The 14,418-nt window shown below is 70.7% G+C and carries 8 protein-coding genes and 1 pseudogene; 4 read left to right on the top strand and 5 right to left on the bottom strand.

Annotation, left to right across the window (positions count from 1 at the left end):
* The first annotated feature begins 109 nt into the window (after nt 1-109).
* Nucleotides 110-7,024 (top strand): RHS repeat-associated core domain-containing protein, encoded by a 6,915-nt coding sequence (locus HPT28_RS15345; protein WP_219091639.1) that lies wholly within the window; start codon nt 110-112, stop codon nt 7,022-7,024.
* A 381-nt stretch (nt 7,025-7,405) separates the two neighbouring features.
* Here the strand turns inward: HPT28_RS15345 and HPT28_RS15340 are convergent, their stop codons facing one another.
* A complete protein-coding gene (locus HPT28_RS15340; RefSeq protein ID WP_219091638.1) occupies nt 7,406-8,059 on the bottom strand; it encodes a response regulator transcription factor in 654 nt (217 codons plus the stop codon).
* 134 nt (nt 8,060-8,193) lie between these two features.
* The gene (locus tag HPT28_RS15335) at nt 8,194-9,288 is read right to left on the bottom strand and encodes an AraC family transcriptional regulator (RefSeq protein ID WP_219091637.1); all 1,095 of its coding nucleotides are present in this window, start codon (nt 9,286-9,288) and stop codon (nt 8,194-8,196) included.
* A gap of 77 nt (nt 9,289-9,365) precedes the next feature.
* Between HPT28_RS15335 and HPT28_RS15330 the strand changes: the two genes are divergently transcribed.
* Nucleotides 9,366-9,764: a GNAT family N-acetyltransferase gene (locus tag HPT28_RS15330; RefSeq protein WP_219091636.1), complete on the top strand. Its 399-nt coding sequence runs from the start codon at nt 9,366-9,368 to the stop codon at nt 9,762-9,764.
* A 40-nt stretch (nt 9,765-9,804) separates the two neighbouring features.
* On the opposite strand, the gene HPT28_RS15325 is transcribed toward HPT28_RS15330, so the two are convergent.
* Nucleotides 9,805-10,731 carry an NADP-dependent oxidoreductase gene (locus HPT28_RS15325; RefSeq protein WP_219091635.1) on the bottom strand — a complete coding sequence of 309 codons (927 nt, stop codon included), beginning with the start codon at nt 10,729-10,731 and terminating at the stop codon, nt 9,805-9,807.
* Nucleotides 10,732-10,961: 230 nt separating this feature from the next.
* Here HPT28_RS15325 and HPT28_RS15320 point away from each other — a divergent pair, with 230 nt between their 5' ends.
* Both HPT28_RS15320 and HPT28_RS15315 read left to right on the top strand, forming a co-directional pair.
* Nucleotides 10,962-11,516 (top strand): hypothetical protein, encoded by a 555-nt coding sequence (locus HPT28_RS15320; protein WP_219091634.1) that lies wholly within the window; start codon nt 10,962-10,964, stop codon nt 11,514-11,516.
* A gap of 114 nt (nt 11,517-11,630) precedes the next feature.
* Entirely contained in the window at nt 11,631-12,995 is a 1,365-nt protein-coding gene (locus tag HPT28_RS15315; protein WP_219091633.1) for an NAD(P)/FAD-dependent oxidoreductase, read from the top strand.
* 89 nt (nt 12,996-13,084) lie between these two features.
* On the opposite strand, the pseudogene HPT28_RS26950 reads toward HPT28_RS15315, so the two are convergent.
* Nucleotides 13,085-13,204, bottom strand: a pseudogene (locus HPT28_RS26950) (HAD family hydrolase); the annotation flags it as partial.
* 77 nt (nt 13,205-13,281) lie between these two features.
* Nucleotides 13,282-14,100, bottom strand: a complete 819-nt coding sequence (locus tag HPT28_RS15310; protein ID WP_308119267.1) for a hypothetical protein — start codon at nt 14,098-14,100, stop codon at nt 13,282-13,284.
* Nucleotides 14,101-14,418: the final 318 nt, after the last annotated feature.

The following is a 14,418-nucleotide window of genomic DNA, read 5'->3' as shown; positions in this document are numbered from 1 at the left end:
GGCCCGGTCGGGCCGGGGCCGTCACCCGACGGTTCCCGGCCCGGCCGGCCGCCGTCCCCCTCCGCCCTCCGCAATGCCCTGCACAGGCAGACTCAGGGAGAGAAACCCAGTGAAGTCCTTCAGAGGACGATTGCTCACCCGGCGCATACCGCGCCGCGCGGTGGGCCCGATCGCGATCGGGCTGAGCCTCGCGGTGACGACGGGGCTGGTGCAACTCGTCTACTTCGACGACTCCGGCGACGGCCGGCCCGACGTCCAGGACCTCGGCGACCCGGCCGAGGGCCGCAACGCCGAGGCGAAACCGCGAGGGTCCGACCCGGCGAAGGAAGCCGCGGTCACGACCCTGGGCGAGGCCGACTGGCCGGAGGCCGCCAGCGCCACCGTCCGGGTCGGTGCCGAGAACGGTGACCCCACCGTGATCGGCGGCCTCCCCGTCACCGTCACCACCGCCGACGAGGACGCGGCCGACCCGGCCAGCGTCCGCGTCTCCTCCCTGGGCCGCGAGGAGGCCGCGGAGACGGGCAGCGCGGCCGTGCTGAAGGTTGAGCGCACCGACGGCGGGACGGACCCCGCCCCCGTCGAACTCTCCCTCGACTACGGCGAGTTCGCCGAGGGCTACGGCGGCGGCTACGGCGCCCGGCTGCGGCTCGTCGAACTCCCCGAGTGCGCCGTGTTCGCCACCCCGGGCAGCGAGAAGTGCCCGGATCTGCCCAAGCCCCTCCCGACCCGCAACGACACCGAAGAGCAGACGCTCACCGCGACCGTCGAGGCGCAGGGTGCCGAGGACGGCCTCTCCACCCAGGCCGTCGAGCCCACGCCCCTGCTGGCCGTCAGCGCGGGTGACTCCTCCGCGCAGGGCGACTACAAGGCCACCCCGCTGTCGCCGTCGGCGGAGTGGTCGGTGGCCAAGTCCTCCGGCGGGTTCTCCTGGAACTACCCCTTCCGGACGGTCCCGACCCCGGGCGGACTGGGGCCGACCATCGGCCTCAGCTACTCCTCCCAGGCCGTCGACGGCCGCACCTCGACCACCAACAACCAGGGTTCCTGGATCGGTGAGGGCTTCTCCTACGAGCCCGGCTACATCGAGCGCCGCTACAAGCCCTGCAAGGACGACGGGCACGACAACTCGGCCGAGCAGTGCTGGGCGTTCGACAACGCGACCATCATGCTCGACGGCGCCTCCGGTGAGCTGATCAAGGACGACGACACCGGCAAGTGGCACCTCACCGGCGAGAACGGCGCCCGGATCGAGAAGCTCACCGGCGCCACCAACGGCGACGACAACGGTGAGCACTGGAAGGTCACCACCACCGACGGCACCGAGTACTACTTCGGCCTCAACCGCCGCCCCGGCTGGTCCTCCGGCGACGAGGTGACCAACTCCACCTGGACGACGCCCGTCTTCGGCGACGACTCCGGCGAGCCCTGCTACGACTCCACCTTCGCCGACGCCCACTGCAAGCAGGCGTGGCGCTGGAACCTGGACTACGTCAAGGACACGCACGGCAACGTGATGTCGTACGTGTACGGCAAGGAGACCAACCACTACGCGCTGAACGGCAAGACCGACGTCAACGGCACCGCCTACACCCGCGGCGGCTACCTCAAGCGCATCGACTACGGCCAGCGCGAGGGCCAGGTCTTCACCAGCGACCCCGCGGCCCGCGTCGTCTTCACCACCGCCGAACGCTGCCTGCCCACGGCCGACTTCGACTGCGCGGCGAGCAAGTTCAAGGAAGAGAACGCCAAGCACTGGCCGGACACCCCGGTGGACCGCTACTGCAAGGCCGACACCAAGTGCGACGCCAGCCAGGCCGCGGCCACCTTCTGGACCCGCAAGCGGCTGACCGGCATCACCACCCAGATGCACACCGGCGACGGCTCCTACCAGGACGTCGACGCCTGGACGTTCACCCACCTGTTCACCGACAACGGCGACGACTCCAAGACGCTGTGGCTCTCGAAGATCGACCACGCGGGCAAGGTCGGCGGCGAGGCCGCGCTGCCCTCCCTGGAGCTCCAGGGCGAGCAGCTCGTCAACCGCGTGGACAAGGACGGCGACAACATCGCCCCCTTCCACCGCTTCCGGCTCGCCACCGTCCTGACGGAGACCGGAACCCAGCTCGACGTCAACTACGCGCCCACCGAGTGCACCGCCGACGCCCTGCCCGCGCCCGGTGAGCAGACCAAGCGCTGCTACCCCATGCGCTGGACCCCGCCCGGCTACATCGACCCGACCACCGACTGGTTCCACAAGTACGTCGTCGCCGAGATCATCCAGAGTGACCGCACCGGCGGCGCCCGCGACCTGGTCACCCGGTACGACTACCAGGGCCCGGCCGGCTGGCGGCACGGCGAGAAGGACGGCATCACCGACGAGGAGATGCTGACCTGGGACCAGTGGCAGGGCTACGGCAAGGTCACCGTCACCAGCGGCGACGGCCAGACGATGCCCACCCGGATCGACTACACGTTCCTCCAGGGCCTCGACGGCGACAAGGACCCGGCCGGCGGCACCCGCACCGAGACCGTCACCGACTCCACCGGCAAGACCTACACCGGGCACAAGGAGTACACCGGCTTCGAGCTGGAGGCGGCCACGTACGACGGCGGCGAGGTGGTGGCCAAGACCATCACCGAGCCGTGGAAGCACGTCACCGCCACCCAGACCAAGCCGTGGAAGACGACCGACGCGACCATCGTCCGCCCGCGCGTCAACCGCGGCTACAAGCTGCTCTCGGACGGCGCCTGGCGCGAGACAAAGGCCACCACCACCTTCGACACCTCCGTCCGCACCGGCCGTGCGACGGAGATCGAGGAACTCGGCGACGTCTCCACGGCCGAGGACGACACCTGCACCCGTATGTGGTACGCGGACAACCCCGCGCAGAACATGTACGAGCTGCCGTCGCGCAGCGAGAAGGTGTCCGTCGCCTGCTCGGCCACCCCGGACCGTGCGACCCAGGTCCTCGCGGACGAGCGCACCGCCTACGACGGCGGCGCCTTCGGTGACGCCCCCACCAAGGGCGACCCCACGACGACCGAGCGGATGACGGCCCACGACGGCACCACCGCCACCTACCAGGAAACCGGCACCACCGCCTACGACGCCTTCGGCCGCCCCACCTCCCAGACGGACGCGGGCGGCGCGACGACCACAACCGAGTACATCGACGTCAATGGCCTGATCTCCCAGACCAAGGTCACCAACGCCCTCGGGCACGTCACCACCACGGACTACGCCCCCGCCTGGGGCCAGTCCAGCGGCCAGACCGACCCCAACGGCAAGCGCACCGACCTCGCCTACGACCCGATGGGCCGGCTGGTCTCGGTGTGGATGCCGGACCGGGCCAAGACCCAGAGCCCGAGCATCAAGTACTCCTACGACGTCCGGGCCGACAAGCCCGTCGCGGTGAAGACCGAGAAGCTGGAGATCGGCGGCACCTACGGCGTCGAGTACCAGCTCTACGACGGGTTGCTGCGTCCGCGGCAGAAGCAGACCGAGGGGCCCGACGGCACCCGCATGGTCGCCGACGCCCACTACGACGGCACCGGCAAGGTCTGGAAGACCACCGCCACCTACAACGCCCTCGGCGCCCCGTCCTCGGAGCTGCTGATCGTCGACGACGGTGAGGTCGGCGCCCAGACGCTGTCCGAATACGACGGTCTCGGCCGCCCGACGAAGCAGACGTTTGCCGTGGCCGGAGCGGAGCAGTGGAGCTCCACCACCACCTACGACGGCGAGTACACCCACGTCGACCCGCCCGAGGGCGGCGTCCCCACCACGACCGTCACCAACGCGGCGGGCCAGACCACCGAGATCTGGCACTGGGACGGCGACACCCCGAACCCGGGCGGCGCGGCCGGCCCCGGCAACGGCTACGACCTCACGGCCTACACCTTCACCCCGGCCGGGCGCCTGGAGACGGTCACCGACGCCCAGGGCAACAGCTGGAGCTACGAGTACGACCAGCTCGGCCGCAAGGTGAAGAGCGTTGACCCCGACGCGGGCACGTCCACGATGGTCTACGACGAGCTGGACCAGCTCGTCTCCACCACCGATGCCCGGGGCACCAAGACCTCCACGGTCTACGACAAGCTGGGCCGAGCCCTCTCCACCTGGGAGGGCGACCCCGGCACCGGCACCAAGCTGACCGAGACCCGCTACGACAAGGCGGGCTGGCTCGGCAAGCCGTACGCGTCGCTGCGCTACGTCAACGGCGGCAGCGACTACTTCGCCTCCGTCGTCCAGTCGATGGACGAGTACTACCGGCCGTTGAAGACCGCCTACCAGGTCCCCGACTCCGAGGGCGCCCTGGGCGGCGTCTACACCTTCACCGAGAACTACAACCGCGACGGCACCCTCCAGAGCTCGGGGATGCCCGCCGCAGGCGGCCTGGAAGCGGAGACGCTCACCTACGGGTACGACGAGCTCCAGCGCGCCAGCAGCATGTCGGTGAACAACACCCCCCTGGTCGAGGAGACCAAGTACTCGCCGACCAGCCTGCTCCAGCAGCTCAGCCTCAACATGGCGGGCGACGAGACGCTGTGGCAGACCTTCTCCTACGAGAAGGGCACCGACCGGCTGACCCGTTCGCAGCTCGACCTGGGCTCGCAGGAGCCCCCGGTCCGCTCGGCGGACTACGCCTACGACCAGGTGGGCAACATCCTGTCCATCGCGGACGCCGCGGGTGCCTTCCCCGACGTCCAGTGTTTCGCCTACGACACCGGGCGACGCCTCACCGAGGCGTGGACCCCGTCGGCCGACGCGCAGACGGCGACGGGCTCCGGCACCGTCGGCGGCCAGCTGGGCGGCACCAGCCCGACCGCCTGTGACGCGTCCCCCGGCACCGCCGCCCTCGGCGGCCCGGCGCCCTACTGGACGTCCTACACCGTCGACTCCATCGGCAACCGCACCCAGGAGATCCACCACGACACCGGCCTCGACTCGGCCCAGGACGTCACCCGCACCTACACGTACGGGGAAGGCGACGCCGGTCCGCACGCCGTCACCAAGGTCGTCGAGGACGGCCCCACGGTCGACCAGCAGTTCACCTACGGCTACGACGCGACCGGCAACACCACGCAGCGCGTCATCGGCGGCAACGCCCAGACCCTGGAGTGGAACGCCGAGGGCAAGCTGAGTAAGTCCACCGAGGCGAGCGGCGACGAGGCGACCTACGTCTACAACGCCGGCGGCGACCGCGTCCTGCGGCGCGACGCCACCTCCACCACGGTCTACCTGCCCGGCATGGAGCTGCGGCTGGCCAACGGCTCCACCACGGTCGAGGCCACCCGCTACTACTCCTACGGCGGCCAGACCGTCGCCGTCCGCACGGACGACGGCAAGCTGTCCTTCCTCGCCTCCGACCACCAGGGCACGGCCCAGCTCGCGGTCGACTCCGAGACCGGCCAGGTCGCGCAGCGCCGCTTCAACCCCTACGGCCAGAAGCGGGGTGCCCCCACGGGCACCTGGCCCGGCGAGAAGGGCTACGTCGGCGGCACGATCGACAGCCAGACCGGCCTGACCCACATCGGGGCACGCCAGTACGACGCCGAGCTGGGCAAGTTCATCTCGGTCGACCCGATCATCGACTACACCGACCCGCAACAGGTCAACGGCTACGCCTACGCCAACAACAGCCCGGTCACCAACTCCGACCCGTCGGGGCTGTTGGCCATCATGATCGACCCCAAGTACATAATGAGTAAGTCGACGTGGGGTCAGTCGCGGGAAGAGACAAAGGCTCAGGAAGAGGTTGACCGAGCCCAGAACCAGTACAACGCGGCCCGCCAGCAGACCATCGACGCGGCCAAGGAACTGGTCGAGATCGCCAAGGACATCCTCGGCATCAACGCCGCGATGGACTGCTTCTCCACCGGTGACCTGGCGGCGTGCGGTGAGACCGCGCTCAACATCGCGGGCAGCTTCGTCGGCGGCCTGGCGGGCAAGATCCTCGCCAAATACGGCGCCCCCTGGCAGTGGGCCAAGGGCGCCCGCATGGTCAAGCGCGTCTGGGGCCTGCTCGACGACCTGACGGCCGGCGTCAAGGGGATGTGGAAGCACTCCAAGACGCTCAGCAAGGCCAAGGACAAGCTTGCTGCCGCTCGCAAGAGGGCGAGGGACAACCGGTCCTCCAGAGGTGACGAACCAGAAGGTTCCGACAGTCCGGCGAGCTGCCCCGTCAGTAACAGCTTCGTCCCCGGCACCCGGGTTCTGATGGCCGATGGCTCCACCAAGCCGATTCAGGACGTCGATCTCGGCGACAAGGTCCTCGCCACCGACCCGGAGACGGGCGTAACCGAGGTCGAGACGGTCACCGCCGAGATCACCGGCTCGGGAGCCAAGAACCTCGTCAAGGTCACCATCGACCTCGACGGCGACCAGGGCGAGGAGACGGCCTCCGTCACCGCGACCGACGGTCACCCGTTCTGGGTCCCCGAGCTGGACGAGTGGCTCGACGCCACCGACCTCCAGCGCGGCCAGTGGCTCCAGACCAGCGCGGGCACCTACGTCCAGATCACCGCGGTCCAGCGCTGGACCCAGCAGGCCACGGTCCACAACCTCACCGTCAGCGACCTCCACACGTACTATGCTTTGGCAGGCACTGCCTCGGTCCTCGTTCACAATTGTGGCGACGCCGATGATGATCTGCTGGACTACGCGGACGAAGCGCTGACCAAGATTCCTCCTGAGGAACGCCCCAATGTAGCCACGAAGATTACCTCTGCGGATGGTGAGCATTCCAGGCTCGCCTATGCGGAGGACAGGCGTACCGGTCCGATGACCCCCCAGGTTGCCAGGGCGGTGGTTAATTCCCGGCATCATGGTGGCTGTGGGGAAATCGGCTGCGCTATTCAATTCGAGGAATCCGAAATCCCGTTGGAGGGTGCGATTTTCCAATCTGTTAAAATTGGCGGCGGCGCACGAGGGAATCCATTCTCTGTGATGGAGCACGGTGAATTGTTGGGGCCGTGTCCAGCTTGCCAGAGATTCCTTCCCCTGATTGGTGGACGTGGGTGAACTGGTGTCTTCCTTCAGTCAATCTCGCGCTGCACTGCGAAAACTGAGGGAGGTACGTTCAAGGAAGCCATGTGAAGACGGAAATCCTAAACATTTGGCGGAATGGTGGGAAGAGGCTGCGTGTGCTCTGGATTGGCTGGCTGCAGTACTGACCTACCCGAAGGATCGCCAGAAAGCTCGTGCCGAAGCAGCTTCAGCTCGTACTGAAGCCGCGAGAATTCGGGATGAGCTGATGGGTGAGTCTGAATAATTGACCGCAAGTTAAGTCAGTTATTGCGGCGTCTCGTTTTCGCGCACATGGAAGCCCTGCCGATTCGGTAGGGCTTCCATGTATTCTCCGCAATGGTGCGCGATTCCTGACGCAAATCTCACGGGATCAAATCAGAGATCGTCGAGCGCTACCAAGCCGTCCTGGACGGCACGGGCTACGAGGTGGGCCTTGGTGCGGGCGGGGCGGCCCGCATCGCCGTACTTGACGCGGATGCGGTCCAGGTACGTGTTGACCGTACGTACGGATATGCCGAGGCTGGCCGCCACCTCGGCCTTCGAGTCGGACTGGAACCATTCCAGGAGGACTTCCGCCTCGCGGGGCGCGAGCATCGGTCGCCTTGGGGGGAAGTCGCCGCCGAGTGTGGCGGCAAGAGCCGGTGAGGTGTAGGGGGCGCCCCCGGCCGCCGCGAGGGTGGCAGAGACCAGGTGGCGTTCTCCCTCGGCCTTGGTGAGGAAGGTGAACGCGCCGAGGTCGAGGCTGGTTTGTGCCGCAGTCTGACTGTCCTGCGGGGCGTAAACGACCACTTGGCGCTGCTGAGCGACCAGGGTCTTCAACTCCTCGTAGGCGAAACGCCCTGGGGAGAGGTGGAGGTCGAGTACAACGACGTCTGCCGCGCGGCCCGGCCCCGCCAGGGCCACCGATACGTCGTCGCCCTTGGCGCACACCGTAATCGGCTTCCCGGAGGCCGCGTACCAGGTCTCGATGCCCGCGAGTACCACGGGGTGCGCGTCGACAAGGGCCACCTGCACTGTCTCACCGGGCATCATGACACCCCTTCATCTTGCTGTGAGCCCCACGTTTCGCAGGGGAACCTACCTACTCCCAGCTCTGCGGTGGAGCTGAGGGTGGAGGCGCGAGGTCGGGGGATACCGCGGCCACGTGGATGTGTGTGAGGCGTCTACGCTCCCATTCCCCTGAGCGTCTCGCCGATCTCCTCGTTGGTGAGGTCGGGTAGGTCGAGTTCTGGCAGGCCGGTGTTTCCGACCGGGGTGGTCGGCTGCGGGCGGAAGGCCGCGCCGGTCGCCGGTGCCTGGGGGGTCGGGCTGCCGTGCCGCGTGACGCTGCCGCGTGCCGCGCGGCGGTAGGCGCCGGGGGGTTGGCCGTGCTCGCGCTTGAAGGCCTTGGCGAAGGCGTACTCGGAGCCGTAGCCGATGCGGGCGGCGATGGTGGACAGCGGGGCCGGGGACTCGCGGAGAAGCTGCGCGGCGCGGGTCATGCGCCAGCGCGTCAGGTACGCCATGGGCGGCTCGCCGACGAGGGCGGTGAAGCGGCGGGCGAAGCCGGCGCGGGACAGGCCCACCCGGGCGGCCAGCTCCTCCACGGTCCACGCGGCCGCTGGGTCCGCGTGGAGCGCGGCGAGCGCCGGGGCGATGGCCGCGTCCCGCAGGGCGGCGGTCCAGCCCTCGGCGGACTCGGGCGGCTGGCCCTCGTACCAGGCCCGCAGGATGTACAGGAGCAGCGAGTCGATCAGGGCCGGGACGATCCCGGCCGCCCCGATGCGCGACCGGTCCAGCTCGGCGCGCAGCAGGCCGACGGCGGCGGCGAGGTCGGCGTGGCCGCCGTCCGCGGTGGAGAGGTGGACGAGTTCGGGGAGTTGGCGCACGAGCGGGTGCGGGCGGGCCTGGTCGAGGTGGTAGCTGCCGCACAGCAGGCTGGTGCGCGGGCCCTCGCCGCCGACGGTGACCGTGCCGAGCGGCGAGCCGGGAGTGAACCGGCAGTCCTGTTCGTCCTGGGGCGGGGTACCGGGCTGGTCGGCCAGGATGTGAGCGCGGCCGTCGCGCAGGAAGACGACGTCGCCGGTGTCGAGGCGGATGGCGTCGGAACGGCGTGGGCCGTGCACGGGTACCAGCCAGCAGGCTCCCGACAGGACGACGTGGAATCCCGCGCCGATCACCGGGGGAAGCCGGAGCCCCCAGGGGGCGTGGCCCATCGTCCGGACGGCGGCGGGCGACCCCGTTCGCATCGACCCCAGTGCCTCGGTCAGGATGTCCACCCGTCCGCCCCCTTCGCCCCCGCCGCCCTTCGTCGGCGCAGGCGCCACGATAGGACACGCCTGGCTACGCTCCCGTCATGAAGATCACCTACACGTGGCGCGGCGACTTCGACAACGCCGCCGTCAACGCGCTGCACGCGGCGGGCTTCGGCCACCCCTCCCAAGGCGTCGACTGGCGGGATCGGGTGCACCGTCACAGCCTGGGCTGGGTGTGCGCCCGCCGTGACGGCGAGGACCTCCTCGGTTTCGTGAACGTCGCCTGGGACGGTGGCGCCCACGCGTTCGTGCTGGACACGGTGGTCGCGCAGGGCCACCGCCGCTTGGGGATCGGAGCCGGGCTGGTCGCCGAGGCCGCCCGGCAGGCCCGGGCAGCCGGATGCACGTGGCTGCACGTCGACTTCGAGGAACACCTGACGCCGTTCTACCTCGACGCCTGCGGCTTCCGGCCGACCGCCGCCGGCCTCATCGCCCTCTGACTGGCCTCCGCCGGGCCCGCCAGGGCTCCCTCGGGAGCCGTCACGCCACGGTCAGGACCACCTTGCCGCGGGTGCGGCCGGAGCCGACCAGCTCGTGGGCCCGGGCGGCCTCCTCCAGCGGTACGGTCTCCGAGACGTGGGGGCGGACGAGGCCCTTGTCGATCAGGGCGGCGATCGCCTCCAGGGAGGCGTAGTCCGGCTCGACGCTGATTCCGGCGAACCGGCGCCCCTCGGCCTCGACGCGCGCGGCCAGCTCGGTGTTCCAGTGCTCCATGATGCTGACGAGCGTCCCGCCCGGCCTGAGGACACTCAGCGAGCGCTCGCCCTCGGAGTTGGAGTCGAGGACGGCGTCGAGGCCGGAGACCGCTTCGGTGAAGTCGGTGGTGCGGTAGTCGATGACTTCGTCGGCGCCCAGCTCCCGGACGAAGTCCGCGTTGGCGGCGCTGGTCAGCGCGATGACGTGGGCGCCGTGGGCCTTGGCGATCTGGATGGCGAAGTGGCCGACGCCGCCCGCCGCGCGGTGGATGAGGACGCGCTGCCCCTCGCCCAGGGCCGCCGCGTCGACCAGGCCCTGCCAGGCGGTGAGGGCGGCCAGCGGCACCGAGGCGGCGGCCACGTGGTCGAGCGAGGCGGGCTTGCGGGCGACCTGGCGGGAGGGGACGGCGACGTAGTCGGCGTAGGCGGTGGCGGCACGCGGGAAGAAGGGCATGCCGAACACCTCGTCCCCGGGACGGAACCGGGCACCCGGGCCGACGGCTTCGACCACGCCGGAGATGTCCCAGCCCACGCCGAACGGCGGCTCGCCCAGCAGGGGAAGCACTCCGGCGCGCACGGCCAGGTCGACCGGATTCACCCCGGCGGCGTGGACGCGCACGAGCACCTCGCCGCCCAGCGGGGCGGGCTTGTCGGCCTCGGCGACCTGAAGGACTTCCGGTCCGCCGAAGGACTTCTGCACAACAGCACGCATGACGACGTCTCCTCAGGAGGTCTGACGGGTTGGGTTCCACGGAGTCTCCGGGCCCCACACCGGGGGTCGTTGACGTCTTCGACTCTAGGAAGATCCGTTGAGCGGATGAATATCCATAGACCGCGAGAAGATGTCTCATCGTCTACCTGATGCCCGAGCGGGTGTTGGGGAGCCCCCGGCCCGGCAACTACCCTGTGCCGCCAGTGTGGTTGGCGGCGAGGGGAGGGCTCGTGGCTGCACGGGCGGGGGCAGGGGCGTCCGGGGACGGCGGTCGGGTACCGGGGCCCGGATCCGGGCCGGAACGGAAGACGGGGTGGGCGCGGGCCAAGGAGAACCTCGGCTGTGCCGGGCTGGCCACGCTGATGATCGGGGCGCCGGCGTGCCTCGCGCTCATGGACTGGCGCCCCCTGCTCCTCTTTCCCGTCGTCGTTCTCGGCCAGTGGCTGTTCGAGGTGGTGGGCCCGGTGCTGCGCGGACGGCATGGGCTGAAACGGTCGGCCATGGTCGTCGGGTGGATTCTCGGCACCGTCGCGGCGGCGGCGGTGGTCGGCTTCGGCGTGAACCTGCTGGGGCAGACCGAGCCGGACTGCGTGCCCTCGGAGACGGTGCGGTGCAACGTTCTCATCGACGGTCGGGTCGTCGGCGAGGCCGACGCGTCCGACGCGGACAGCGAGCGCGTGCAGAACGTCTTCATCGCCATCGCCGTCATGACGCTCGGAGGCATCCCGCTCGGCATGCTGCTCTGGAACGGCTATCAGGCGGTGCGGCGCCACCGCCGGGTCTGACCACACGGCGCCTGTCGGTCGTCAACTCGTCCGGCGGAGCCGATGCGGGGTCCGGACCGCCCACGGGGTACGGACCGGAGGGACCCCGGGAGACGAGCGGACGGAGGCCGTGGAATGGCGCGCGAGACGGATGTCGTGGTGCTCGGGATGGGCGTCGGCGGCGAGCACGTCGCCGGGCGGCTGGCCGAGGCGGGGCTGGACGTGGTCGGCGTCGAGGCCGAGCTGGTGGGCGGGGAGTGCCCGTACTGGGCCTGCATCCCCAGCAAGATGATGGTCCGGGGCGCGGACCTGCTGGCGGAGGCGCGGCGGGTGCCCGGGATGGCCGGGCGCTCCAGCGTGGACGCCGACTTCGGACCGGTGGCCGCCCGCATCCGCGAGGAGGCCACCGCGGACTGGGACGACCAGATTGCCGTCGACCGGTTCACCGGCAAGGGCGGCAGCTTTGTCCGGGGGAGGGGACGGCTGGCGGGGCCCGGGCGGGTGGAGGTGAACGGGGAGGAGTTCGCAGTCCGGACCGGGGTGGTCCTCGCCACCGGGAGCCGTCCGCAGCCGCCGCCGATCCCCGGGCTGGACGAGGTGCCGTACTGGACGAACCGGGACGCGGTCGCGGCGGAGGAGGCCCCAGAGTCCCTGATCGTGCTGGGCGGCGGGGCCGTCGGGCTGGAACTGGCGCAGGTGTTCGCCCGCTTCGGCTCCGAGGTCACCGTCGTGGAGGCGATGGACCGGCTCGCGCCCGCCGAGGAGCCCGAGGTCGGTGGGCTGCTCGCCGGGGTGCTGGGCGCCGAGGGCGTGGTGGTCCGCACCGGCGCGAAGGCCACCGGCGTCCGGCACACGGACGACGTGTTCCTCCTCGGCCTGGAGGGCGGGGACGAGGTGTCCGCGCGGCGGCTGCTGGTCGCCACCGGGCGGCGGCCCGTCCTGACCGGGCTGGGCCTGGAGAGCGTGGGCCTCGACCCCGAGGCCCGGGCGCTGGACGTCGACGGGCGGCTGCGCGCGGCGCCGGGCGTCTGGGGCGTGGGCGACGTGACGGCCAAGGGGCTGTTCACCCACGTGGCGATGTACCAGGCCGAGATCGTGGCCCGGGACATCCTCGGTGAACCGGGCCCGGAGGCGGACTACCGTGCGCTGCCCCGGGTCACCTTCACCGACCCGGAGGTCGGCTCGGTCGGACTGACCGAGCAGCGCGCCCGCGACGAGGGGCTGCGGGTACGTACCGGGGTCGCCCAGGTGCCCTCCTCGGCCCGGGGCTGGATCCACAAGGCGGGCAACGAGGGTCTGATCAAGCTGGTGGAGGACGCCGACCGCGGGGTGTTGGTGGGCGCAACCTCCGCCGGGCCCGACGGGGGCGAGGTGCTCTACGGCCTCCAGGTCGCCGTCCAGGCCGAGGTGCCCACCGAGCGGCTGCGGCACATGATCTACGCCTACCCCACCTTCCACCGCGCGGTGGAGGACGCTCTGGCGGACCTCCGCGGCTCCTGAGCGGCCGAGTCGTCGACGGGACGACGGGACGGCCGCCGGCGCCGTGTGCGCCAGACGGCGCAGCACAGCGCCCCCGTGGCTCCTGGCGGACTGCCGCCGTGGGCGGCGAGGGTATGCCGGGGGACGTCGAGCCAGTCGGCCCACGAGGCCCAGGTGCGGTCATCGCGGACGATGGTCTCGCCGACGTCGAGGGCAATGGCACGGAGCACTCGTGCACCCTAACGCCGGGTCCTGGGCAGTCGGGCTCGGCCGAAGCCGTACTCTGACCGCCGCGCGGCGGGGGCGTTCAGCCGCCGCGCCACCAGGGGTCGCGGACGTGGAGGCTTTCCTCGGTGGTGCAGCCGGTGCCGTTGGAGACCTGCTCGGAGTCCAGGTTCCAGCCGACGACGCCGTTGCCCTTGCGGCCCAGCTCGATGAGCCGGTCGCTCTCGGTCCGGGTGCCGTCGGTGACCCGGCACTGGACGATGGTGGTCCATGCCCTGCCGTCGAGGGCCGAGCCGAAGGCCAGCAGGGGCAGCGCGACGAGGGCCAGGGCGAGGACGGCCCGGTGTTCGAGGGCGGCGGTGCGGCGCTGCCAGGTGGGTGGACGGCGGCCGCTGTCGCCGTGTCTGACGCGGTGTCCGAGCAGGACGCCGAGGTTGAGGGCGTAGGCGACGAGCCCGGTGGCCAGGCCCCACCAGGGGCCGAACAGGGACGTGATGACGATCGCGACGGCCGCGGGGCCGAGGACGGTCAGGGTTCTCCGCTGGGCGGCCTGTCCCCGTCCGCCGCTCAGCGGGACCGTGCCGCGGGCCATGAAGAGGACGAACACGAGGCGCGAGAGCACGACGGCGAGCCCGGACGCCAGGAGCGGATCGGTGAGGACCATGCCGATCAGGACGTCGGTCCAGTTGCCGAGCTCCATGCCGGTGAACGCCTCGCGGACCGCGTCGCCGCCGCCGATCGTGTAGGCCACCTTGACGATCGGCACGACGACGACCAGGGACATCAGCACGATGTGCGCGGAGCTGACCCTGTGTCCGTTGTGGCCTGCGGAACGGGGCGTGCCGTGGCCGCCGGTGAGCGTGGCGGGATCGGCCGGCGTCGAGGCGTGTCCCTGGTTCACCGGAACGCCGCTCCGGGCCGGTGGGCGGTGTCGGCGGGGAGGGGAGGTTTGGCCCGCATGCGCTCCTGCCTTCGGGGGAAGCGGTGGCACAGGCGCGTGACCGCCGTGCTCTGCTCGGCATCCTCGGCCGGGGCGGACGCATGGGCCACCCCTGGTGCTCCGGCCGGGCGACCGGACCGGACGCCAGGGGTGCCCCGTGGCCCGCAGGTTCCCCTGGCCGCGGGCCTCACGGTTCACTGCCCGGTGACGGCGGTCCAGGCGGATTCGGTGCGCTCGGTCCCCGTGCCGCACGTGCTGTGGAGCCGGTTGCGGTGGTCG

Source organism: Streptomyces sp. JJ38 (assembly GCF_019303475.1).
GTDB lineage: Bacteria > Actinomycetota > Actinomycetes > Streptomycetales > Streptomycetaceae > Streptomyces.
Note: the sequence above shows the minus strand (reverse complement) of the source record. Positions and strands in the feature narration are given on the sequence as shown.

Excerpts from the sequence above, each read along its gene's own strand:
- HPT28_RS15340 (WP_219091638.1), bottom strand. The coding sequence starts at position 8,059 with ATGCCCGGTGAGACAGTGCAGGTGGCCCTTGTCGACGCGCACCCCGTG.
- HPT28_RS15330 (WP_219091636.1), top strand. The coding sequence starts at position 9,366 with ATGAAGATCACCTACACGTGGCGCGGCGACTTCGACAACGCCGCCGTC.
- HPT28_RS15325 (WP_219091635.1), bottom strand. The coding sequence starts at position 10,731 with ATGCGTGCTGTTGTGCAGAAGTCCTTCGGCGGACCGGAAGTCCTTCAG.
- HPT28_RS15315 (WP_219091633.1), top strand. The coding sequence starts at position 11,631 with ATGGCGCGCGAGACGGATGTCGTGGTGCTCGGGATGGGCGTCGGCGGC.